The sequence below is a fragment of the Allobosea sp. genome (assembly GCF_017308015.1).
GTDB lineage: Bacteria > Pseudomonadota > Alphaproteobacteria > Rhizobiales > Beijerinckiaceae > Allobosea.
The window spans coordinates 144,021-166,928 of the sequence record NZ_JAFKFW010000003.1 but is presented as its reverse complement, the minus strand read 5'-3'; the positions used below and the strand labels follow the sequence as shown (position 1 = coordinate 166,928).

Genomic DNA, 22,908 nt, shown 5'->3' with positions numbered 1-22,908 from the left:
CACCCGGAAGCAGAATCATGACCAATCCGACCCAGTCCGGCTCCACAAAAGATCGCGTCCTGATCTTCGACACCACCTTGCGCGACGGCGAGCAATGTCCCGGCGCCACCATGACCTTCGAGGAGAAGCTGGAGATCGCCGAGATGCTCGACGCGATGGGCGTCGACATCATCGAAGCAGGTTTCCCGATCGCGTCCGACGGCGATTTCGAGGCGGTGTCCGAGATCGCCCGCCGCCTGAAGCGTGCGACCGTGGCGGGCCTCGCCCGTGCCATCAGCGCCGATATCGCGCGGGCCGGCGAGGCGGTGCGCCATGCGGTCAAACCGCGCATTCACACCTTCGTATCGACCTCGCCTATCCATCTGGAGCACCAGATGCGCAAGACGCAGGAGCAGGTGCTGGAGATCATCACCGCAACGGTGACGCAGGCGCGCAATCTGGTCGAGGATGTCGAGTGGTCGGCCATGGACGCCACCCGCACGCCGATCGATTATCTCTGCCGCACGGTCGAGGCCGCAATCAGGGCCGGCGCGACCACGATCAACCTGCCGGATACGGTGGGTTACGCCACGCCGGACGAGTATCGCGCCATGTTCAAGGCGGTGCGGGAGCGCGTGCCGAACGCCGACAAGGCGATCTTCTCCGCGCATTGCCACAATGATCTGGGCTTGGCTGTCGCCAATTCGCTGGCGGCGATCGAGGGCGGCGTGCGGCAGGTCGAGTGCACGATCAACGGCATCGGCGAGCGCGCCGGCAATGCCGCGCTGGAGGAGATCGTGATGGCGCTGCGCGTGCGCGGCGACGTGATGCCCTACGATACCGGCATCGATGCGACGCAGTTGATGCGCATCTCCAGGGCCGTCTCGACGGCCTGCTCCTTCCCGGTGCAGTACAACAAGGCGATCGTCGGCCGGAATGCCTTCGCGCATGAGAGCGGCATCCACCAGGACGGGATGCTGAAGAACAACACTACCTACGAGATCATGACGCCGGAATCGGTCGGCGTGACCAAGACCTCGCTGGTGATGGGGAAGCATTCCGGCCGCGCCGCCTTCCGCTCCAAGCTGAAGGAGATGGGCTACGATCTCGGCGACAACCAGCTCGAGGACGCCTTCACCCGCTTCAAGGCGCTGGCCGACCGCAAGAAGCATGTCTACGACGAGGATATCGAGGCGCTGGTCGACGAGAACATCGCGACCGCCCATGACCGCATCAAGCTGGAATCGCTGACGGTGATCGCCGGCACGCGCGGCCCGCAGCGTGCGACCATGAAGCTCAATGTCGATGGCAAGCACGTTACCGAGGAGGTCGAGGGCAACGGCCCGATCGATGCGATCTTCAATGCGATCAAGACGATCGTGCCGCACGAGGTGACGCTGGAACTCTACGACGTGCATGCGGTGACCGAGGGCACCGATGCGCAGGCCGAGGTTTCCGTCAGGCTCTCGCGGGACGGTTCGTCCGTGACCGGCCGTGGCGCCGATCCCGATACGCTGGTCGCCTCGGCCAAGGCCTATCTCGCCGCGCTCAACAAGCTGATCGCGCGGGGCGGGCGCCTGCACGCGCAGGCGGCCGAGTAAGAAAGCGAGTCCTTCGGGGAAGGGTATCATCCCGTGCGCGCCGCAGCCTGAAACGCCGCGGCGCGAATACGGGGTCGCGTGGCGATCGAGCTCCTTCTTTCAGGAGCTCTGTCAGGGCGTCTTTCCCGAGAACGATCCCGCGTCTGCGCAGCGGCATTTCACACCGCAGCGCGCACGGGATGACAGCGCTGCGGTCAAAACGCCGACAGCGCTTGATTTCAGTGGATGACGCTGGCGCGATCTGGCGCCGGCTCGCCTTTTGCTTTCATCTGCGCTTTCGGTGCGGTCGCTCCCCCGGCGACCCTGGGGAGCGCGATGCCGATGGGCTATTTTCCGAACTGGACACTGAAAACCTCCGGCGCCGTGCTGCCGGACGAGCGGCTGCCGACCGGCCAGACGGTCGTGGCCGGCCTGCAGCATGTCGTCGCGATGTTCGGCTCGACGGTGCTGGCGCCCGTGCTGATGGGCTTCGACCCGAATGTCGCGATCTTCTTCTCGGGTATCGCGACGCTGCTGTTCTTCGTCATCACGCGCGGGCAATTGCCGAGCTATCTCGGCTCCTCCTTCGCCTTCATCGGCGTCGTCATTGCAGCGACCGGCTATGCCGGCTCCGGTCCCAACCCGAATATCGGGGTGGCGCTCGGCGGCATCATCGCCTGCGGCGCGGTCTATGCCGTGATCGGCCTGATCGTACAGGGCGTCGGCACAAACTGGATCGAGAAGCTGCTGCCGCCGGTCGTCACCGGCGCGGTCGTCGCCGCGATCGGCCTCAACCTGACTTCGGTCGCGATCAACATGATCTCGGCCAGCGCCTATACCAAGTGGATCGCGCTGTTCACCGTCGTCGCGGTCGCGCTGGTCGCCGTCTACGGACGCGGCTTGCCGCAGCGCCTGCCGGTGCTGATCGGCGGGCTTGCCGCCTACATCCTCTACGCATTGACGGCGTCCAGCTTCGGCGCGCCGACGATCGACTTCGGCAAGATTGCTGCCGCTGCCTGGTTCGGCCTGCCGCAATTCGTGGCGCCGGTCTTCGAGATGAAGGCGATCACCCTGATCGTGCCGGTTGCGATCATCCTCGTCGCGGAGAATCTCGGCCATATCAAGGGAATCTCGGTGATGACCGGGCGTAATTTCGACCACCTGATCGGCCGCGGCTTCTTCGCGGACGGACTGGGCACCATGATCGCCGGCTCCGGCGGCGGCACGGGCGTCACCACCTATGCCGAGAACATGGGTGTGATGGCGGTGACGCGGGTCTATTCGACCCTGGTCTTCGTCGCTGCCGGCATCATCGCGCTCCTGCTCGGCTTCTCGCCCAAGTTCGGCGCGGTGATCGGCACGATCCCCGTCGCGGTGCTTGGCGGCCTCGCGGTCGTGGTGTTCGGCCTCATCGCCGCCACGGCCGGCCGGATCTGGGTCGAGAACAAGGTCGATTTCTCCGAGCCGAAGAACCTGATCACAGTTGCGACCGCGCTGATTCTCGGCGCAGGCGACCTGAAGCTGCCGATCTTCGGCTATGAACTCGGTGGAATCGGCACCGCGACCTTCGGCGCGATCGTGCTCTATCACCTGCTGAACCGTCGTACGGCCTGACAATCCACAGCGCGGCGAACGCTTTTTCGCCGCGTTTGAAAAAACTGTCACAGATGGGTGGACAGGGGGCGGGGCCTTTGCTACACGCCCCCTGCCTGACGCGGCCGACGCCGCTGACCGGCGGCGCTTCGTGGCGTATGGGTGATTAGCTCAGTTGGTAGAGCAGCTGACTCTTAATCAGCGGGTCGTAGGTTCGAGCCCTACATCACCCACCACGACCTTTCCTTTAAGATCAAATAGTTGGATGCGGTGGCCGGGTTCGGTTGCCGGGGCAGGGCGCGAACATCGCGCCCTTTTTTCATGTCGCAGGCGTCGCGAGCGGCTGACCTGCTGGCACCGCCGCCCGTTCCGCCTTGCGGGCCTCAGCGGGCTGCAGCGAGGGCTGCGATCATGCCCGTGATGCTGTTGATCAGGATGAACTGATTATCCACCCTGACCCAACGCTGGCCGGGGCCCGGCGCACGCAGATGGTAGCGGTGATAATCCCGGACATGGCTTTGGCGGTATTGCCGGGGCAGGGCGTGCCCGCGCGCCCAGCGGTTCTTTCGGACGACGACTTTCTTCGTCACGTGCTTCTCGACGTGAACCGGACCGTGACGAGCGGGGCCGTGATACGGGGCTCTGTAAGATTGAGCGAAGCTGGGGGCGGTCGCTCCGAGCAGAATAGCACCAGCGATGGCAGAAGATAGAATTGTTTTCATGATTATCTCTCCTGTTTTTGATGGGTTCATCGTGGCGTTTCTTTAATAAACAGGAGATGAATGGCGGCATTAATTCTCTGTAATGTAATTTTCATCTGGGTCCTGAATTTTGTCTTTCTGGTCATTTTGCTTGTGGTCTGCGTCGCTTCGGTTCGCCTGCCTGCACCCGAGGATGGGGGCTGTGCTATCGTCCACCTGAAACGGCGACGGAGCGAACGGTATCGTGGCTGAATTCGAACTGGTGCTGCGGCTTCTGGCCGGTCTCGTGGCTGGCGGCGCCGTCGGCTGGCAGCGAACGCTGCAGCGCAAGAGCGCGGGCCTCAGGACGTTCGGGCTGGTCGGGCTCGGGACGGCGGCCGCGGCGAGCCTGTTCAGCGAGACCCTGCATCCCGATGCCGCCAGCCGCGTTGTTCAGGGCGTCCTGACCGGGGTCGGCTTTCTCGGTGCCGGCCTGATCATCCACCGCAACGGCGAGATGATGCCCCATGGCCTGACCACGGCTGCGGCGATCTGGGTCACGGCGGCGCTCGGCTGCTCAGCGGGGCTGGGCAAATGGCTGGTGACATTGGCGGCCACGGCGATGGCGCTGGCTCTTCTGCTTCTCGACCATTCGCTGGAAAGCTGGCTGCAGCGCCGCCATCCGCTACCGCCCGACGAAGATGCGTCTCGCCCGCCGGACTGAGCGGCGGCGTTCGCTGCGGTGGAGGGAGCCTTTCAGCGGCTCGGGCGTTTCCGTCCGAAAGGATGGATCTCGCATGATGCAGTTCAATCAGGGCCTTGCGGCCGCTCCCGGCAACACGCCGGCCATTCCGAACCCGCCGCCCGAGGCGCCGCCGCTGACGCCGGGTGAGGTTCCGCCCGCTCCGCCGGTCGAATCGCCGCCGGGCGAGGAGCCGCAGGGCATTCCGACGGAGCCGCCGCCGGAACTGCCGCCGAATGTGCCGCCGGAGGCTCCCCCGGCGACGCCGATCGACCTGCCGCCGGGGCGCGATCCGCGCCAGCCGCAGGAATAGTCCCGCTCAGACCTTCGGTGCGTTGCCGGCGCCGATATCCCAGTAGAGCCCGGCCATGGCGACGAGCCCTTCGCGGGCGATGGCGGCAGGCAGATGCTCGTCCGGCGCGTGCTGCGAGCAGCCGGGATAAGAATGCGGCACCCAGATCGTGCGCAGCTTCAGGATTTCCGCGAAGATGTCGTTCGGCAGCGAGCCGCCGAGATTGGGCAGCAGAGCCGGCTTCTTGCCGGTGCTCTCGGCGATCGAAGCGATGGTGAAGCGGACCCAGGCATCGTCAGGATCGAGCCGCGTCGCGCCGAAGCGCTCGGTGCCGGGCATGATGATCTCGACCATGTCGAAGCCATGACGATCGAGATGACGACGCAGCGCGGGGGCGACGTCGCGCGGGTCGATGCCCACGACGAAGCGCAGCGCGACACGGGCCCAGGCGCTCGGCGGCACGGCGTTGACGGGCGTTTCCGGCACGCCGGACTTCATCGCGAGAACGTCGAAGGAGCACCAGCCGAAGACCTGCTCGGCCGGGGAGAGGCCGGGCTCGCCCCAGTTCGGGTCGATGGTCGGGCCGTCCGGGCCGCCGTCGATCTCGCAATCGGCGAGCGCACGACGGACGCCGTCCGGCAGTTCCTTCGGCACCCATTCATGGATGCGGATCTGGCCGGTCGGCGAGGTGATCGAGGCGATGGCGTGGGCGAGCTGGATCGCCGGATCGGAGAGCATCCCGCCCCAGTTGCCGGAATGATGGCCGCCGTCGCGCGCCTTGATCTTGAGATCGAAGGTGATGACGCCGCGGGCGCCCAGGAAAACGGTGGGGCGCTCGGCATTGAGGCGGGGCCCGTCCGAGGCGATCAGGATATCGGCCTTGAGCAGTTCGGCCTCGTCCTCGCAGAGCTCGCGCAGGCCCGGCGAGCCGGATTCCTCACCCATCTCGATCAGGTACTTGGCGTTGAAGCCGAGCTTGCCGCGCGTCTCCAGCACGGCGCGCAGGCCGTTGATGTTGATCAGGTGCTGGCCCTTGTTGTCGACGACGCCGCGGCCATACCAGCGGCCGTCACGCTCGACGAGCTTCCATGGCGAGAGGCCCTCGCTCCATTGCGCATCGAGGCCGCGGATGACGTCGCCATGGCCGTAGCCGAGGATGGTCGGCAGGGCAGGGTCCTCGATACGCTCGGCATAGAGGAAGGGGCCGCGGGCCTTGGCATGGGTCAGGATGCGACAGGTGAAGCCGAGCGATTCGAGCAGGGGCTGCATCTCCTTGTCGAGATATTCGCCCAGCACGGGAGCACGGTCGGGATTCTGGCTTTCGGTGGGGATTGCGACGAGCCGGCCGAGATCACTCTTCATCCGGCCTGAATCGAAATAGTCCTGGGCTTTCGCGATCGCCTGCGCGCGGGTCATGGTCTTGTGGTCTCCCCAATCGGTGGCCGGCACAGTGCCGGTGGACGGAGGCCGGCGCCAGTGCCAAGAGAGCCGGGCGCGCCATGCCTGCCGGGCAGGGCGGGCACTGCACCGACCGACAGGGCTTCTTCTTCCGCATGACGATGATCCCGCACCCGCACCAGCTCGTCGCCCGTGACGCCATCCTGGCGGCGCGAGCGAAAGGCGCGTCCGGCTTCCTGCTGGGCGACCTCACCGGACTCGGCAAGACGCTTTCGGCCTGGCTCGCGCTCTCGGCGATGCCGGAGGAAGAGGTGCTGGTGATATGCCCGAAAGGCGCGATCCCGCAATGGCGGCGGACCATGGCGCTGTCCGGCCTGCCGGCGAAGCGCGTGACGCTGATGAATTTCGAGAAGACCAAATCGCTCCTCGCCCCCGTGGTCGACAGCAAGAAGCGCTCGACGCGGGCGAAGAACAACGAGATCGCCAAGCATGGAAGGCCGAAGCGCGTCTGGCCGCTCGTCGTGATCGACGAGGCGCATCGCATCCGCAATCCCAACTCGCAGCAGGGTCTGGTCTGCCGGCAGATGGCGGAGGCGGCCGCGTTCACGATCTATATGAGTGCGACCGCCGGGCAGTCGCCGCACGAGCTGTCCTATCTAGCGGGGCTGCTGGCGAAGGCCGCGGGCATGCCCTCGGCCGATCTCGACGGGTTTCGCGTGCTGATGAAGCGGCTGAAGATCGGCCGCGCCAAGGGACGCTGGAAGAACTGGAGCTGGGAGCCGAACGAGGCCGACCGCAAGGTGATGGCCGACCTGCTCTATCGCGGCGCCAATGCCATCGGCTTGCGTCGCCGGCCGGAAGAGATCGCCGGTTGGCCGGAGGTGCAGCGCGAACTGGCGCCGGTCGCGCTCGATACGGCCGCCCGCAAGCTCTATGACGCGACCTGGCGCGAGTTCCGGAAGGAGTTGGGTTTGGCCGGCGGCTCGACGCGCAAGCCGCAGGGCTGGGCCGCCGATCTGCGCTTTCGGCAGAAGGCCAGTTTGCTACGCATCCCAGGCACGGCGGATTTCTGCGAGGACCTGCTCGGGAATGATGAGCAAGTCGCGATCTCCGTCGCCTTCCTCGAGACCAGCGCGATGCTGGCCGAGACGCTCAGGGGGCGGGGCTGGCGCACCGCCGAGATCAATGGCGAGCGCTCGGGTACGCAGAACGAGGAGACGCGCATCGCCTTCCAGACCGGGCAGCTCGATGCGGTGATCTTCACCGTCACCGAGTCGATCTCATTGCATCGCGGCGAGATGCCGGGCGGCGAGCGCGAGCGGGCGCTCGTGATCCACGACATGCGCCATAGCGCGATCCAGCTCCAGCAGATCGAGGGGCGCTGCCATCGCGACGGCCAGCACGCGACGATCTTCTATGCCTATGCCGAGGATACGGTGGAGGAGGCGATCGCCGGCACGGTGATCCAGCGCATGGCGGCGATGGAAGGGCTGGCGGGCGACGATACGCGGATGCTGGAGGCTATTGCGGGAATCGTCGAGGGGCGGGCGGCGGCCTGAGGCTTTCAGTTGCGGGCGCGCTCGCCGAGTTCCTTGGCGCCTTCGACCGATGAGCCGGTGAGGCGAACGATGCTGTTCCAGGCGTCGCGCGTATAGGCGCCCTGATGGACGATGGCATCGTAGCCGACGACCAACACGATGATGATCAGAAGCAGGCGGAACACGAGGTCTCTCCTTATAGCCCGACATCAACGCCGGCATCCTGGCAGGGTTCCGTATGCCCGTTCGACGCTGAAAAGGGAGGCTTGTGAAGCGGCGCTCTCTTGTAAACGGCCGTAATACCGAGATGATGACCCAAGGGAAGATAGCGCTCTGGAGATCAAGATGAAATTCATCGCCTCCGTATTTGCCATTTGTCTCGGCATGATCTCGCTCGCAGGTTCCATATCGGCAATGGAGTTCAAGGGCACAACCGTCATCCTGATTCACGGCAAGGCCGGCGGGCAGGGGCCGTTGCAGCCGCTTGCCGCCGCGCTCAAGGCGGAAGGGGCCAGCGTCGTGCTCCCGCGCATGTCCTGGGTCTCGGGCTATCGCACCTACGAGCAGACCCTGGGCGAGGTGCAGGCCGCGGTGCAGCGTGCGCGGGCTGCAGGCGCTGCGCGGGTCGTGCTGATGGGTCACAGCCTCGGCGCCAATATCTCGATGGGCTATGCGGCACGCGTCGGCGGCGTCGCGGCGGTGGTCGCTCTCGCGCCGGGGCACCGGCCGGATTTCATCGCGTCGCAGACGGAGGACAGCCTCGCCCAGGCCAAGGCGATGGTTGCTGCCGGGCGCGGGCAGGAGAAGGCGCGCTTCCTTGATTTCAACCAGGGCCGGACTTTTCCTGTGACCACCACGGCTGCGGCCTATGTCAGCTTCTTTGATCCGTCGGGACCGGCAGCGAGCGCTGCGCAAGGCAGCGGCGTCGGTGGTCCGGTGCTCTGGGTGATCGGGACGGGCGACCGGGCCGCGATGAACGACCGCGCGCCTTATTCGCGCGGCACGCGCATCGAGGTCGCGGCCGGCCATGGGGACACCCCGCGCGTCGCCGTGCGCCAGGTCATCGACTGGCTGCGGGCGCAATAGCGGACAGCCTCCGGCAGGTTCAGCCCGCCGGCAGCAATTCCTTCAGCCGGAACAGAGCGATCTTCTCGACCTCGGCCAGCGCCGTCGCAACTTCCTGCTCGGGCGTGTTCTTCAAGCGTGCGTCGAAGGCGGCGAGGATCCGGGCCTTGGTCGCGCCCTTCACCGCCATGATGAAGGGGATGCCGAAACGAGCCTTGTAGGCCTCATTCAGCGCCGTGAAGCGGACGCGCTCGTCGCTGGTCAGGCGGTCGAGCCCGGCGCCGGCCTGCTCCTGCGTCGATTCAGGCGTGAGCTCGCCTGCGGCAGCGAGCTTGCCGGCCAAGTCGGGATGGGCGGAGAGCAAGGATTTCCGCTGCTCGGCCGAGCCCTTGCGCATCGCCTCGACCATCGCCCCATGCAGGCCGTCCGCCATGTCATGGCTCGCGCCGATGCCGGCGTCATGGGCGGCATCGGCGATCCAGGGCGAATGCTCCCAGACGCGGCCGAAGACCTCGGTGAAGAGGGCCTTCGGCAGCTTCGAGGGCACGTAGCCGCCCTCGGGCGGATGCGTGCGGACCCAATGGCGGGCGATATCGAGCCGGGTCGCGACCCAGACCCGGTCATGGCTCTGCACATAGTCGAGGAAGCGGGCGAGCGCGGCGGCCCGGCCGGGCCGGCCGGCGAGGCGGCAATGCAGGCCGATCGACATCATCTTCGGCGCGGTCTCGCCCTCGGCATAGAGCGTGTCGAACGAGTCCTTGAGATAGGTGAAGAACTGCTCGCCGGTGTTGAAGCCCTGCGGCGTGGCGAAGCGCATGTCGTTAGCGTCGAGCGTATAGGGCACGGCGAGCTGCGGCCCCTTCGGCCCGGCGAGCCAATAGGGCAGTTCGTCGGCATAGACGTCTGCCGTGTAGAGGAAGCCGCCTTCCTCCATCGTCAGCGGAATCGTGTTCTCGGAGGTGCGGCCCTGGTAGCAGCCGAGCGGGCGTTCGCCGGCAAGCTCGGTCTGGACGCGGATGGCCTCGAGGATATCGGCGCGCTCGCGTTCCTTGGGCGTATCGCGATAGTCGATCCATTTCAGGCCGTGGGTCGCGATCTCCCAGCCGGCTTCCTGCATCGAGCCGACGATCTCGGGATAGCGCGCGAGCGCACTGGCGACGGCGAAGACCGTCACCGGCAGGTTCCGCTCGGTGAACATCCGCCACAGCCGCCAGTAGCCGGCGCGGGAGCCGTATTCGTAGATCGACTCCATGTTCATGTGGCGCTGGCCCGGCCAGGGCGCGGCGCCGACGATCTCGGAGAGGAAGGCCTCGGAGGCGGCATCGCCATGGAGGATGCAGTTCTCGCCGCCTTCCTCGTAATTGATCACGAACTGGACGGCGATGCGGGCTTCGCCCGGCCAATGCGGATGCGGTGCCGCACGGCCATAGCCCTTCATGTCGCGCGGATAGGTGGTCTGGCTCATGGTCGTTCAGCTGCCGCGATAGGTGGAATAGCTCCAGGGCGAGGCCAGGAGCGGGACGTGATAGCGCCCCTCCGGCTCGGCGATGCCGAAGCGGACGGGGACGAGATCGAGGAAGGCGGGTTCGGGCAGGGCGGTGCCGAGGCCCCGGAAATAGGCGCCGATCGCGAAAGTCAGTTCATAGATGCCGGGCACGAGCGGTCCTGTGAGAAGCGGGGCGTCGGTGCGCCCGTCGGCATTGGTCACGGCCTCGGCCAGCCGTTTGCGCGAGCCGTCGGCCTCCAGTCGGTCCAGCGCCACCGCGATGCCGGCACCGGGGCGACCGCTGACCGTATCGAGTACATGCGTCGAGAGGTGTCCCATGCGGTCTCCTGAAGCCCCCGGGATCAGACGCTGCCCGCTTCCAGGCAGTGTAAGGCGCCGTTTGCGGCGGTGAATATTGGCTTTTGCGATAAGATCATGTTCCCGGATGTCAATCCACGCGGCCGTTCGGGCGATTTCGGCGGCGACGAAAGCAGGCTATTTTACGCGAGCCGGGGGACCCCGGCACCCGGTCACCTCCAGCTCTCCCGGAGCGCAGCGCGATGCTCGAAGCCTATCTGATGGAATGGGGCGGCATGATGCTGCGCTGGCTCCATGTCATCACGGCGATCGCCTGGATCGGCGCCTCTTTCTTCTTCATCCATCTCGATGCCTCGCTGAAGCCGGCGGAGGACATTCCGCCCGGCACCGGCGGGCGCGCCTGGCAGGTCCATGGCGGCGGCTTCTACGAGATGCGGAAATACATGGTGGCGCCGGCCGCAATGCCGGCCGAACTGACCTGGCACAAATGGCAGAGCTACTGGACCTGGATCTCCGGCTTCTTCCTGCTGGTCTGGGTCTATTACGCCCAGTCCGAGCTATACCTGATCGATCCCGCGGTGATGCAGCTCTCGCCTTTCGCGGCGGGCGCGATCGGCGTCGCGGCGCTGGTGATCGGCTGGCTGATCTACGATCTGCTCTGCAAGTCGCCACTCGGCAGGCATGAGGTGTGGCTCGGACTGGTCGGCTTCGGCTATGTCGTCGCCGCGAGCTGGGCTTTCGCCAATGTCTTCTCGGGGCGCGGCGCGCTGATCCATACCGGCGCGCTGATGGCGACGATCATGACCGCCAATGTCTTCTTCAACATCATGCCCGGGCAGCGGAAGGTGATCGCGGCACTCGTCGCGGGCGAGAAGCCCGATCCGAAATACGGCAAGGCGGCCAAGCAGCGCTCGACGCACAACAACTACATCACCCTGCCGGTGCTGTTCCTGATGCTGTCAAACCACTATCCCATCACCTATGCCAACTCGTCGGTAATCCCGCTGCTGGTGGCATTGGTGATCGTGGCCGGGGCACTGATCCGGCACTTCTTCAACATCCGGCATGGCGATCACGCCAAGTCGCCCTGGTGGTGCTGGGCGGTGGCGATCCTGGCGCTCTGGCTCGCCTTCTGGGTGGCGATGTCGTCCTCGCCCGGCGGACGCGAGCAGCTCGGTCTCAAGGCATTTGAGGCGGGCAGGCCCGTCCTGCTGGCCGGCATGACGCTGCCGCCGACCGAAGTTTCGAATATCGTGTCCGGACGCTGCGCCATGTGCCACGCGCCGGAGCCGTCCTGGCCCGGCATCCAGATCGCGCCGAAGGGCGTGATGCTGCACGAGCCAGAGCAGATCGCGATCCATGCTCGCGCCATTCGGACGCAGGCCGTGATGACCCACGCGATGCCGCCGAACAACCTGTCCGGCATGACACCGGCCGAGCGAAAGACGCTGGCGGGCTGGCTCACCGCGGCGGCGCGCTGAAACAGGCCAGCGTCGGTTGACGTGCTCGGAACCTCGCGGGTCATCCCGGGCTTGACCCGGGATCCATGCCGGAGCGCTTCCGAAAAAGGTTCAGGCATGGATCCCGGATCTTCGCTTCGCTGCGACCGGGATGATCCGCGTTTTCATGACAATACCGCCGGTGCTGATACGCGCGCGGTAACCGCCACTCGTACATCCGATTTCCGCTTTCTTCAGCCTGTCATCAGCCGCGTTCACGGAGGCGTGAACACGTTCAGATTCGGTTCAGGTACGCAGCGTCATGGTCCGGCCACTGACAGGGCTGGAGACAGGCTCCCAAAGCGGGACCGTTCGTGCCGAGGACCGTGGGGGTCCAGTTGAGACGCGTTGATGCAAGGGGCGCCGGCTACCTGCTGGCGGCCATCGGTTTCGTCGTGGCATGGGGCATCCTGTGCTGGCCCTGGCTTTCGGGGGCGGTGACGATTCCGTTCGACGCCAAGGCGCATTTCCAGGCCCAGGTCCAGTTTCTCGCCAACGCGATCCATACCGGCCAGTCGCCCTTCTGGAACCACAATGTCTTCGCTGGATCGCCGCAGATCGCCGATCCGCAATCGCTGATCTTCTCGCCCGCGATCCTGCTGGCGCTGATCTCGCCGGAGCCGAGCTTCCGCGAGGTCGATGCCTATGTGCTGGCGCATCTGCTCGCAGGTGGTCTTGCGCTCCTGATGTTCTTCCGCGATCGCGGCTGGCACCCGGCCGGGGGCCTGATGGCGGCGCTGGTCTTCGCCTTCGGCGCCTCGGCAGCCTGGCGCGTCCAGCATGTCGGGCAGATCGCGAGCTATGCCTTCTTCGCCATCGCTCTCTGGCTGACGGCGCGGATGCTGCAGCGGTCGTCCATTCTCTCGGGAGTCTTCGCCGGCCTCGCCGCCGGCATGATGGTGCTCGAGCCCGATCAGGTCGCGCTCCTCGCCGGTTATGTGCTGATCGCGACGGTCGTGGCGCACTGGATTTCAGGCGGCTGGCCGGCTTTCAAGGCAAGCCTGCCGCCGATCGCCGCCGCCAGCGTGGTCGGCCTCGCGGTCATCGCCATGCCATTGATCTGGACCTGGCTCTTCGCCGAGGCGACGACCCGGCCCGAGATCGATTTTGGCATCGCGGCGCGTGGCTCGCTGCACCCGATGTCGTTGCTCTCCGCCTTCGTCGGCGACCTCTACGGCGCCAAGGACCCGGCCGTCGAGTTCTGGGGTCCTTATGGCGACGCGCGGGTGCTCTATCTCTCGCAGAACATGGCGCAGGTCTATTTCGGTGCGCTGCCGCTCTTGCTGCTGCTGGCGCCGGGCGTCACGCGCGGCTGGCTCTGGGACAAGTCGGTGCGCCCGCTGACCCTGATGCTGGTCTTCATGGTGCTGTTCGCGCTCGGCCGCTACACGCCGCTGTTCCACCTGACCTACGAATATCTGCCCGGCGTGAAGCAGTTCCGCCGGCCTGCCGACGCGACTTTCCTGATCGGCGGCATCGCGGCGATCCTGTCGGGCTATGTGCTGCATCGCATCCTGACGGCGGAGGAGAGCACCTCGTTCCGGCGCGACATGCTGATCGGGGCGGCGCTGGTTCTCGGCACGATCGTGCTCGCGCTCGCGGTCTCGCGCGACTGGGGCCATCTCGCCGACGCCTGGAAGCCGGTCGCGATGGCGCTGGGCTGGTTCGCGCTCGCGGGCGGGGCCTTCTTCATCCTGCAACGCTGGCGCGGCGCACTCGGCACGGTGGCGGCGGCCGTTCTGGTCACGGGCGTCGTCGCCGCCGATCTCGGCATCAACAACGGCCCGAACGAATCCACCGCGCTCTCGCCGCAGATGTACGACGTGCTGGACGCCCGCACGAAGAACGACACCATCGCGCTGCTGAAACAGTTGACGACCCAGCCCGAGGGGTCGCCTCGCCGCGATCGCGTGGAACTTCTCGGCATGGGCTTCGAGTGGCCGAATGCCGGCATGGTCCATGGCTTCGACCATACGCTGGGCTACAATCCGCTGCGGCTGGAAGATTTCTCCGAGGCCGTCGGCACCGGCGACGGTATCGCCAGGCCGGCCGACCGCAAGTTCACGCCGCTCTTCCCGTCCTATCGCTGCCGGCTCGCGAACCTCCTGGGGCTGCGCTACATCGCCTCGCCGGTTCCGATCGAGCAGGTCGATCATGCACTGGGCGAGGGCGATTTCACGCTGATCGCCCGGACGAAGCAGGGCTATGTCTACGAGAATCCACGCGCGCTGCCGCGCGTGCAGTTCGTCGGTGGCTGGCAGTTCGCCGATTTCGAGAGCATGAAGCTGTCCGGCCGCTGGCCTGAGACCGACCCGACCCAGGCGGTGCTGCTCGATACCGAGCCGCCGGTCGCGACGCCGGAAGGACCGGTCGCGGCCCAGGCCGAGGTCAAGCTGACGCGTTATCGCAATGCTCAGGTCGAGATCGAGATCACGACTCCTGTCGCCGGCTTCGTCGTTCTCAATGATATCTGGCATCCCTGGTGGAAAGCCGAAGTCGACGGCGTCGAGACCGAGATCCTGCGTGCCAACGTGCTGTTCCGCGCCGTGCAGGTGCCGGCCGGCACGCATAAGGTGCGCTTCAGCTTCCAGCCGCTCTGGGGGGCGATCGCAGAGCTCCGCGCGCGCATCGAGCCGCAGGAGCCGGAGGATACGCTGCCGCCGGTGCCGCGTCACGGCGAGCCGCAGATCGTGACCGCGCCGGGCGAGATGCCGAAGCTCGCCGGCCCGTCCGAGAGTGTCCGCAATTCGCTTGGTCTGGGGACCGCCCAGGGTCCGGTGGCGCGCAACGGAACTGCTGCCGCGCATATTTCGGGCGATGCCACCGCGCATTGAAAAAGCCGCGGCGGGTGCCGCGGCTGCTCCAAGCGATCGGCCGACGCCGGCAGGCCTTGCTCAGACGACGCCGAGCTTCTTCTGCAGGCTCGTCGATGAGGTCGTGTACTGGAAGGTCAGCCGCTTCTCCGGATAGACGTAGCGGTGGACCTTCTGGGCGCAGAGCGCGGCCTCGTGGAAGCCCGAGAGGATGAGCTTGAGCTTGCCCGGATAGGTGTTGATGTCGCCCACGGCGAAGATGCCGGGCACGCTGGTCTCGAACTTCTCGGTGTCCACCGGTACGAGGTTCTCGTTGAGGTTCAGGCCCCAGTCAGCGATCGGGCCGAGCTTCATGGTGAGCCCGAAGAAGGGCAGCAGCGTATCGCAGGCAACCTCGAAAGGCTCGTTGTCGATGCCCCGGCAGACGACCGCCTCGAGCTTCCCGTTCTCGCCCTTCAGGCCCGTGACCTGGCCGAGCTTCATGTCCATCTTGCCCTCGGCGACGAGGGCGCGCATCTGCTCGACCGAATGGGGGGCTGCGCGGAAATCGTCGCGGCGATGCATCAGCGTGACGCGGTTGGCGATCGGCTGGAGGTTCAGCGTCCAGTCGAGGGCAGAATCGCCGCCGCCGACGATCAGGATGTTGCGGCCGCGGAAAGCCTCCATCTTGCGCACGGCATAGAAGACCGAGCCGGCCTCATAGGCCTCGATGCCGGGGATCGGCGGCTTCTTCGGCTGGAAGGAGCCACCACCGGCGGCGATGATCACGGATTTGGTGTCGAAGACGGTGCCGGCATCGGTGGTGACGCGGAAGCGCGGCGCCTCGGCCGTGCCGGTCGGCTCCACCGCCTCGATCATCTGGTTGAGATGGAAGGTCGGTCCGAACGGCTTGATCTGCTCGAGCAGATTGTCGACCAGCGCCTGGCCGGTGACCATCGGGAAGCCCGGAATGTCGTAGATCGGCTTCTCCGGGTAGAGCTCCGCGCATTGCCCGCCGACCTTCGGCAGGATGTCGACGAGATGGGCGCGGATATCGAGCAGGCCGAGTTCGAAGACGGCGAAGAGGCCGCAGGGGCCGGCCCCGACGATGACGACGTCGGTGGTGATGACTTCGTTTTCGTTGGCAGCAGCCGCGTCGCTCATGATCCTACCTTCGAGCCGGTCCAAACTGTCCGATTTAACGAACCCGCGCGGAGGACATGAGGCTTCGAAGGCCGGTTGGCAAGTACAAAGTGTGGAATCCGCGAGGCGATCAAGGGCAGGGGAAAAGTCTTTTCCTTGCCCCGATCGCCGTAGTGGAATCAGGCTCCGGTGTCGGCCTTGAGACCGGCCGCGGCAATGCCGGCGCAGGCGGCAGCCTCGTCATTGTCGGAGGTGTCGCCGGAGATGCCGATCGCGCCGAGGAGCGCACCTTCGGCAGAGCGGATCAGCACCCCGCCGGGGACCGGTACCAGCGAGCCGCCGACGGCGTGGGTCGCCGCTTCCACGAAATAGGGTCGGTCCAGCGCCATCTTGTGGAGCGCGCGGGAGCCCATGCCCAGCGCGACCGAGCCATGCGCCTTGCCGAGCGCGATCTCGCCGCGCTTCAGGCTGGTGCCGTCCTGCGCGGCGAAGGCCTTCTGCGCTCCGCGGGCGTCGAGGATCGCGATGGCGAGCGGCTTGAAGCCATGCGATTCGGCATGGGCCAGCGCTGTCTGGAGGATCGTCTGGGCCTGGGAAAGTGTCAGCATGGGGAACTCCGGTTTGGTCAGCGACGTTCTTGCCAGCCGCAGGCGTTGCGGGAAAGGCCGTTCAGGCTTGCTTCGTGCAATCGGCGATAGCCGGCAAGCAAAACACCTTTTCCGTGGCGACTTGCATAGGGCCGCCCGACAGGGCTTGATAGCGCAGCGACACGCGGAGGTTTGCTCATGGGTCTGTTCAGTTTCATCAAGGATGCCGGCGCCAAGATCTTTGGCGGTTCGGCCAAGGCGGCGACCGCCGACGATCTCCAGAAGGAGCTCGCGGGGCACGGCCTGCCTTCCGACGTCAATATCCAGATCGACGGCGATAAGGTGAAGGTGTCCGGCAAGGCCGTTTCGACGGAAGAGGCCGAGAAGATCATCCTCGCGCTCGGCAACACCACGGGCGTGGCGCAGGTCGAATCGGACCTGGCCGTGACCAAGGAAGCCGCGGCTGCGGTGTTCTACACGGTGAAGAAGGGCGACACGCTCTGGAAGATCGCCGAGGACCATTACGGCAAGGGCCAGGGCGCCAAATACACCGAGATCGTCAAGGCCAACACGCCGCCGGTCAAGAATCCCGACCTGATCCAGCCGGGCTGGGTCCTGCGCATTCCGCCGAAGGCCTGAGGTCTTTCGGCAAGATGGCAGCCGCGCGCCTCATGGCTTCGCGGCTGCTTTTTGTTTCTGGCATCCGGCCGTGCCGCCAACCGGTCACGATTTCCGGACTGCCGATCCATTCAACGGCTCGCATGACCGAGCTGGAGCGGCCCGCCCATGATCGTGAACGACCTCGATATCGACGACATCAAGGCGGGCCTTGGCGACGGCTCCATCCTGCTCGTCGACGTGCGCGAGCCCTATGAATTCGCCGCCGGCCATATTCCGGGCTCGGTCTCGCGGCCCTTGTCGCAGTTCGATCCGGCCGACCTGCCGAACGAGCCGGGCAAGCGTATCGTGCTGTCCTGCGCGGCGGGCGTGCGCTCGCGGCGCGCGCTCGAATTCGCGCAGTCGGCCGGGCTCGACATCGACAGCCACTATGCCGGCGGCTTCAAGGACTGGCTGATGCATGGCGAGCCGGTCGCGCAGGATTGACGACCTGTGAGGCCGATCCGCGCCCCGCGCAGTCCACAGACCAGGGAAAAACGACCATGCTGATCCGAGCTTTCCTCCATGGCGCGGCATGTGCCGCCGCACTGGCCCTTGCCGCTCCTGGCGCCGGCTGGGCGCAAGGTGCGGCAACGATGCCGGCCGGCAGCGCGAGCAAGGTTGCCGATGACGACCTCCAAGCCGCGATCACCAAGTCGAACGCCTATACCGGACTGATGAACCGCACGCTGCGGGCGATCCAGTCCTGGGAGCGCTATGGCAGCTGGGTCGACATGAAGAAGGGTCCGACCGGCAAGGAACGCTATATCACCTACGGGCTCTACAGCCTCTACGACGTCGCCAGCGAGATCAAGAAGGCCGAGGAGGCGATGGCGCGCGAGCCGAAGCTGCCGGCGATCGACGAGACCATGGGCCGCTATATCAAGGCCTATCAGGAGCTGGCGCCGCTGATCACCAAGGCCGAGCGCTATTATGACCGCAAGGATTATCGCGACGACAATCTTGCCGAGGGCCAGAAGCTGCATGCGCTGATGGTGCCGGCGGCCAAGACCTTCCTGGAGGAGCGTTCCAAGCTCGATGCGCTGATGCGCGTCTACAAGCGCGGTCTCGACCAGCGCGAGCTCGCTTCGGTCGAGCAGCGGGAGGGCAAGTCCGCCCGCTGGCAGGTGCGCAACATCATGATCAACGCCCGTGCGGTCATGGACCTGATGCCGAGCAACGAGAGCCCGATCGTCGATCTCAAGTCCTTCAACGCCGCGGTCGCCGATTATGCTGCCGCGATCCGCGAGATGGATGCGTTCAAGGACAAGGAGCCCAAGGGCGTGCCCTTCATCGAGAGCCAGGCCAGCTCCTGGCTCGGCAAGCTGCGCGATTTCAGCGAGAAGCTCGCCAAGAGCAAGGGCGACGTCCGGCGCGGCGCCGCGAACGACGCCAACTGGATCGTCAACAACTACAACACCATGGTTTCGCTCTCGGAGACGGCCATCCGCATGTCACGCTGAGATCGATGCGTGCGGCGCAGCCCGGGCGCGTGATGCGCCGGGGCTGACGTGGCGCGGTTTATGCTCCAGTCTTTCATCAGACCAAACTGAGGATATGCCTCATGCGTCCCATGAAATTCGGTTTCGGCCAGCCGGTGCGGCGGGTCGAGGATCAACGCCTGACCACCGGCACCGGCCGCTATACCGACGACATCGCCCCAGACGGCGCGTTGCATGCCTTCGTGCTGCGCTCGCCTTACGCCCATGCCCGCTTCGCCATCGCCGATGTCGCGACGGCGCGGACAATGAAGGGCGTCAAGCTCATCCTGACCGGCGCCGACGTTTCCCAGTACGGTGATCTGCCCTGCAAGGGACATGTGAAAACGACCTCCGGCGAGATGTCGCAATCATTGCCGGTTCCGGTTCTGCCGACCGATACGGTCCGACATGTCGGCGAGGCCGTTGCCTTCATCGTGGCCGAGACATTGGCCCAAGCGCGCGATGCGGCGGAAGCCATTGCGATCGACTGGGACCCGCTGCCGGCCATAACCGGCATTGCAGAAGCACTGGAAGAGGGCGCGCCGCAGGTCTGGCCGGACCGGAAGGGCAATGTCGCCTTCGAGGCCGAGCAGGGCGATCGCGAGAGGACCGAGAAAGCCTTCGCCAAGGCAGCACGGACGGTTTCGCTGACCGTCGTCAACAACCGGCTCGCCTCCAACTACATGGAGACGCGCGCCTGCATTGCTGAATACGACAAGGCCGACAGGCGCTGGACCCTGACGCTGGGCAGCCAGGGCAGCCATGGCATGCGCGACCTGATCGCGACCTATGTGCTCAAGGTCGATCCCAAGCGCATCCGCGTGGTGACGCCGGATGTCGGCGGCGGCTTCGGCACCAAGATCTTCCTCTACCGCGAATATCCGCTGGCGATGATCGCGGCGGAAAAGCTGAAGCGCCCGGTGCGCTGGGTCGCCGACCGCAATGAGCATTTCCTAGCGGACACGCATGGCCGCGCCAACCTCGCGACGGCGACGATGGCGCTGGACGCCAAGGGCAAGTTCATCGGCCTCAAGGTCGATCTCTCGGCCGAGATGGGCGCCTGGCTCTCGCAGTACGGGCCCTTCATCCCCTGGGTCGGCACCACGATGACGCCGGGCTGCTACAACATCCCGGCGGTGCATGTCGTGTTCCGGGGCGTGCTGACCCATACAACGCCGATCGATGCCTATCGCGGAGCGGGCAGGCCCGAGGCCGCCTATCTGATCGAGCGACTGGTCGATGCGATCGCGCGCGAGACCGGCAAGACTCCGGACGCGGTCCGGGCGCAGAACTTCGTCAAGCCGTCGGAGATGCCGCACAGGACGCAGACCGGCCCGGTCTACGATTCCGGCGAGTTCGAGGGCCATATGCGCCGCGCCATGGATGTCGCCGACTGGAAGGGTTTCAAGGCACGCCAGAAAGCCTCGGCCAAGGCGGGCAAGATCCGCGGCATCGGCATGGCCAGCTATATCGAGGCCTGCGGCGGCGGCGGCCCGGAAAGCTCGACCGTGATACTGGAGAAGGACGGCACCGTCACGGTGCTGATCGGCACGCAGTCGAACGGGCAGGGCCATGAGACGGCCTATTCACAGCTCGTCTCGCAGCATCTCGACATCCCGATGGATCGCATCCGCGTCGTGCAGGGCGATACCGACCGTGTCGAGACCGGCTCCGGCACCGGCGGTTCGCGCTCGATCCCGGTCGGCGGCGCGGCGCTCGACAAGGCGACGGGCATCCTGACCGACAATCTCAAGCAGCTCGCTTCCGAGAAGCTCGAAGCGGCGGTTGGCGATCTCGAGATCGCCGATGGCGCGGTCCGGATCGTCGGCACCGACAAGGCGCTCGATCTCGCCGCCATCGCGGCGCTGCCGGGCGCGACGCCGGCCCTGCTCAAGGTCCATCAGAGCTGGCAGCCCCCGGAGGCGACCTATCCGAACGGCACCCATGTCTGCGAGCTGGAGATCGACCCCGGCACGGGCGGCACGGAAATCCTCAACTATGTCGTGGTCGACGATTTCGGCGTGACGCTGAACCCGCTGATGCTGCAGGGCCAGGTCCATGGCGGCTCGGCTCAGGGGATCGGCCAGGCGCTGATGGAGGAGATCCGCTTCGATCCGGACGGGCAGATGCTGACCGCGACCTTCATGGACTACGCCCTGCCGCGTGCTGCCGACATCCCGAACTTCCATTTCGAGACGCGCAATGTCCGCTGCCTGACCAACGCCATCGGCGTGAAGGGCGCGGGCGAGGCCGGTGCGATCGGCGCCTGCCCGGCGGTGATGAATGCGGTGGTCGATGCTCTCGACCGGGCCGCCGGCATCAAGGCGATGGACATGCCGGCAACGCCGCTCAAGGTCTTCACGGCGCTGAAAGAGGCGGGGTATCGGCTTTGATGCAAGGGTGAATTTGCAAACCCGCAAGCCCGATCACGTAAAAGCGACTTGGCTGTCACGCGATCATCGTTTGATCTAGACACGTTCAAAACAGCGCCGGATGGCGTGGACTTGTCTTTGAGGGGAACTGAATGATCCGCACCGCTCTCGTCCTTGCCGGCCTCGGGCTCGGCCTTACCGCCGTGATGGCGGAGTCGAACCCGATCTCGGAGCGCCAGCAGACGATGAAGGCAGTCGGCGGAGCGACGCGTGAGGGCGCTGCGATGGCCAAGGGCGAGGCAGCCTTCGACACGGCCAAGGCTCGCGCGATCTTCAAGACCTATGCCGACGCGGCCAAGAAGATGCCGGCCCTGTTCCCCGATACGTCGAAGACCGGCGGGGAGACCACGGCCGCTCCGAAGATCTGGGAGGATCAGGCCGGGTTCAAGGCGGCTTTCGCCAAGTTCGAGACCGATTCGGCTGCGGGCACGACCGTCGCGAATCTCGACGGTTTCCGTACCGCCTTCGGCGCCGCGACGAAGAATTGCGGTACTTGCCACGAGGTCTATCGCATCAAGAAGTGATCGGTTTCGTCGCCGGTTCGCGAAGCGGGCGCCAGCGATGGTGGCCCGCTTTTTCGTGCCGCGGGAAGCCCCAAGGCTGATGGGTGCTGAATAGGCCAGGTTTGGCATTGCCGCGTTTTCAGGGTTGCCGATGAAGTGCCGGCCCGTCCAATCTGTCGACCTGCCGACGGGAGACCTCGATGCTGTTGCTGCGCCGCCTTTTCGTGACTCTCGCCCTTCTCGCGGCCGTGGGTTTCGCGGGCTTCTACGTGCTCACCGATCCGCGCGTGGTGTCGCCCTCGCCGGAGATCGGCGCGCTGCCGGCGGCGGATGTCGAGAACGGCAAGGTGCTGTTTGCAGCCGGCGGCTGCACGTCCTGCCACGCGACACCCGGACAGGACGACAGGCTTCGGCTCGGCGGCGGGCTCGCCCTGGAATCACCCTTCGGAACCTTCCATGCGCCGAACATCTCGCCGCATACGCGCGATGGCATCGGCAATTGGGGCGTGCAGGATTTCGTCGATGCGATGGCGGCGGGCGTCTCGCCTTCCGGACAGCATCTCTATCCGTCCTTCCCCTATACTTCCTATCGGCTGATGCCGCCGAAGGCGCTCGCCGATCTCTTCGCCTATATCCGCACGCTGCCGCCGGTCGAAGGCAAGGCGGCGCCGCATGACCTGCGCTTCCCCTTCAATATCCGCCGCGTCGTCGGTGGCTGGAAGCTGCTGTTCTTCGAGCGCACGCCCTTCCGTCCCGATCCCAGCCAGAGCGAGGCCTGGAACCGAGGTGCCTATCTGGTCAACGGTCCCGGCCATTGCGCCGAATGCCATTCCAACCGCAATGCGCTCGGTGCAGTCGTCGCAGCGACCCGCTTCGCCGGTGGACCCGATCCGGAGGGCAAGGGCTGGGTACCGAATATCACCCAGTCCGAGAAGGGGCTGGCCAAATGGTCGAAGGAGGAGATCGCCGAACTGCTGAAGAGCGGCTTCACGCCTGGCTTCGACAGTGTCGGCGGCTCGATGGCGGCGGTGGTGCGCAATACCGCGCAACTGCCCGAGGCCGACCGGATGGCGATGGCGGAATACCTGAAATCGCTGCCGGCGATCGAGGGGCCGGCGAAGCCGCAAGCCAAGGCGCCCTGAA

Annotated in this window: 21 protein-coding genes and 1 tRNA gene; 15 read left to right on the top strand and 7 right to left on the bottom strand. The window is 66.0% G+C overall.

All coding sequences use genetic code 11. The features are described from left to right. Positions 1-17 precede the first annotated feature (17 nt). The 3 genes from J0I42_RS03870 (at position 18) to J0I42_RS03860 (ending at position 3,388) form a co-directional block, all read left to right on the top strand. Positions 18-1,580, top strand: coding sequence for a 2-isopropylmalate synthase (locus J0I42_RS03870; protein WP_291652971.1), 1,563 nt, complete (start codon positions 18-20; stop codon positions 1,578-1,580). Positions 1,581-1,895: 315 nt separating this feature from the next. After that, on the top strand, positions 1,896-3,173 hold the full coding sequence (locus tag J0I42_RS03865) for a solute carrier family 23 protein (RefSeq protein ID WP_291652970.1): 1,278 nt from the start codon (positions 1,896-1,898) through the stop codon (positions 3,171-3,173). Positions 3,174-3,312: 139 nt separating this feature from the next. After that, positions 3,313-3,388 (top strand) — tRNA-Lys (locus J0I42_RS03860). A 147-nt stretch (positions 3,389-3,535) separates the two neighbouring features. Here J0I42_RS03860 and J0I42_RS03855 read toward each other — a convergent pair. After that, complete coding sequence (locus tag J0I42_RS03855) at positions 3,536-3,874, bottom strand: RcnB family protein (RefSeq protein WP_291652969.1); 339 nt, start codon at positions 3,872-3,874, stop codon at positions 3,536-3,538. 223 nt (positions 3,875-4,097) lie between these two features. Here J0I42_RS03855 and J0I42_RS03850 point away from each other — a divergent pair, with 223 nt between their 5' ends. Together J0I42_RS03850 and J0I42_RS03845 are read left to right on the top strand one after the other, a co-directional pair. Then, positions 4,098-4,556, top strand: a complete 459-nt coding sequence (locus J0I42_RS03850; RefSeq protein ID WP_291652968.1) for an MgtC/SapB family protein — start codon at positions 4,098-4,100, stop codon at positions 4,554-4,556. Between the two features lie 73 nt (positions 4,557-4,629). Next, the gene (locus J0I42_RS03845; protein ID WP_291652967.1) at positions 4,630-4,887 is read left to right on the top strand and encodes a hypothetical protein; all 258 of its coding nucleotides are present in this window, start codon (positions 4,630-4,632) and stop codon (positions 4,885-4,887) included. Positions 4,888-4,893: 6 nt separating this feature from the next. Here J0I42_RS03845 and J0I42_RS03840 read toward each other — a convergent pair whose 3' ends face one another. Beyond that, entirely contained in the window at positions 4,894-6,282 is a 1,389-nt protein-coding gene (locus J0I42_RS03840) for a M20 family metallopeptidase (protein WP_291652966.1), read from the bottom strand. A gap of 83 nt (positions 6,283-6,365) precedes the next feature. Between J0I42_RS03840 and J0I42_RS03835 the strand changes: the two genes are divergently transcribed. Beyond that, positions 6,366-7,823: an SNF2-related protein gene (locus J0I42_RS03835; RefSeq protein ID WP_291652965.1), complete on the top strand. Its 1,458-nt coding sequence runs from the start codon at positions 6,366-6,368 to the stop codon at positions 7,821-7,823. A 5-nt stretch (positions 7,824-7,828) separates the two neighbouring features. Here the strand turns inward: J0I42_RS03835 and J0I42_RS03830 are convergent, their stop codons facing one another. Next, positions 7,829-7,987 carry a hypothetical protein gene (locus J0I42_RS03830; RefSeq protein ID WP_265060169.1) on the bottom strand — a complete coding sequence of 53 codons (159 nt, stop codon included), beginning with the start codon at positions 7,985-7,987 and terminating at the stop codon, positions 7,829-7,831. 160 nt (positions 7,988-8,147) lie between these two features. Here J0I42_RS03830 and J0I42_RS03825 point away from each other — a divergent pair, with 160 nt between their 5' ends. Beyond that, positions 8,148-8,888: an alpha/beta fold hydrolase gene (locus J0I42_RS03825; protein ID WP_291652964.1), complete on the top strand. Its 741-nt coding sequence runs from the start codon at positions 8,148-8,150 to the stop codon at positions 8,886-8,888. Positions 8,889-8,907: 19 nt separating this feature from the next. Here J0I42_RS03825 and puuE read toward each other — a convergent pair whose 3' ends face one another. Together puuE and uraH are read right to left on the bottom strand one after the other, a co-directional pair. Further along, entirely contained in the window at positions 8,908-10,332 is a 1,425-nt protein-coding gene (gene puuE / locus J0I42_RS03820; RefSeq protein WP_291652963.1) for an allantoinase PuuE, read from the bottom strand. Between the two features lie 6 nt (positions 10,333-10,338). Further along, complete coding sequence (gene uraH / locus J0I42_RS03815; RefSeq protein ID WP_291652962.1) at positions 10,339-10,692, bottom strand: hydroxyisourate hydrolase; 354 nt, start codon at positions 10,690-10,692, stop codon at positions 10,339-10,341. Positions 10,693-10,913: 221 nt separating this feature from the next. Between uraH and J0I42_RS03810 the strand changes: the two genes are divergently transcribed. Then, entirely contained in the window at positions 10,914-12,152 is a 1,239-nt protein-coding gene (locus J0I42_RS03810; protein WP_291652961.1) for a urate hydroxylase PuuD, read from the top strand. Positions 12,153-12,508: 356 nt separating this feature from the next. Then, positions 12,509-15,004 (top strand): glycosyltransferase family protein, encoded by a 2,496-nt coding sequence (locus tag J0I42_RS03805; RefSeq protein ID WP_291652960.1) that lies wholly within the window; start codon positions 12,509-12,511, stop codon positions 15,002-15,004. Between the two features lie 60 nt (positions 15,005-15,064). Here J0I42_RS03805 and J0I42_RS03800 read toward each other — a convergent pair whose 3' ends face one another. Beyond that, positions 15,065-16,126: an NAD(P)/FAD-dependent oxidoreductase gene (locus J0I42_RS03800; protein ID WP_291652959.1), complete on the bottom strand. Its 1,062-nt coding sequence runs from the start codon at positions 16,124-16,126 to the stop codon at positions 15,065-15,067. A gap of 158 nt (positions 16,127-16,284) precedes the next feature. Continuing rightward, positions 16,285-16,713: a GlcG/HbpS family heme-binding protein gene (locus J0I42_RS03795; RefSeq protein ID WP_291652957.1), complete on the bottom strand. Its 429-nt coding sequence runs from the start codon at positions 16,711-16,713 to the stop codon at positions 16,285-16,287. 177 nt (positions 16,714-16,890) lie between these two features. Here J0I42_RS03795 and lysM point away from each other — a divergent pair, with 177 nt between their 5' ends. From lysM to J0I42_RS03765, 6 genes are all read left to right on the top strand, one after another. Further along, the gene (gene lysM, locus J0I42_RS03790) at positions 16,891-17,331 is read left to right on the top strand and encodes a peptidoglycan-binding protein LysM (RefSeq protein ID WP_291652955.1); all 441 of its coding nucleotides are present in this window, start codon (positions 16,891-16,893) and stop codon (positions 17,329-17,331) included. A gap of 147 nt (positions 17,332-17,478) precedes the next feature. Continuing rightward, positions 17,479-17,796 (top strand): rhodanese-like domain-containing protein, encoded by a 318-nt coding sequence (locus J0I42_RS03785; protein ID WP_291652953.1) that lies wholly within the window; start codon positions 17,479-17,481, stop codon positions 17,794-17,796. 56 nt (positions 17,797-17,852) lie between these two features. After that, a complete protein-coding gene (locus tag J0I42_RS03780; RefSeq protein ID WP_291652951.1) occupies positions 17,853-18,812 on the top strand; it encodes a DUF3829 domain-containing protein in 960 nt (319 codons plus the stop codon). A 101-nt stretch (positions 18,813-18,913) separates the two neighbouring features. Continuing rightward, positions 18,914-21,223, top strand: coding sequence for a xanthine dehydrogenase family protein molybdopterin-binding subunit (locus J0I42_RS03775; RefSeq protein ID WP_291652949.1), 2,310 nt, complete (start codon positions 18,914-18,916; stop codon positions 21,221-21,223). A 131-nt stretch (positions 21,224-21,354) separates the two neighbouring features. Next, positions 21,355-21,786 (top strand): c-type cytochrome, encoded by a 432-nt coding sequence (locus J0I42_RS03770; protein WP_291652947.1) that lies wholly within the window; start codon positions 21,355-21,357, stop codon positions 21,784-21,786. Between the two features lie 179 nt (positions 21,787-21,965). Next, positions 21,966-22,907, top strand: coding sequence for a c-type cytochrome (locus J0I42_RS03765; protein WP_291652945.1), 942 nt, complete (start codon positions 21,966-21,968; stop codon positions 22,905-22,907). Position 22,908: the final 1 nt, after the last annotated feature.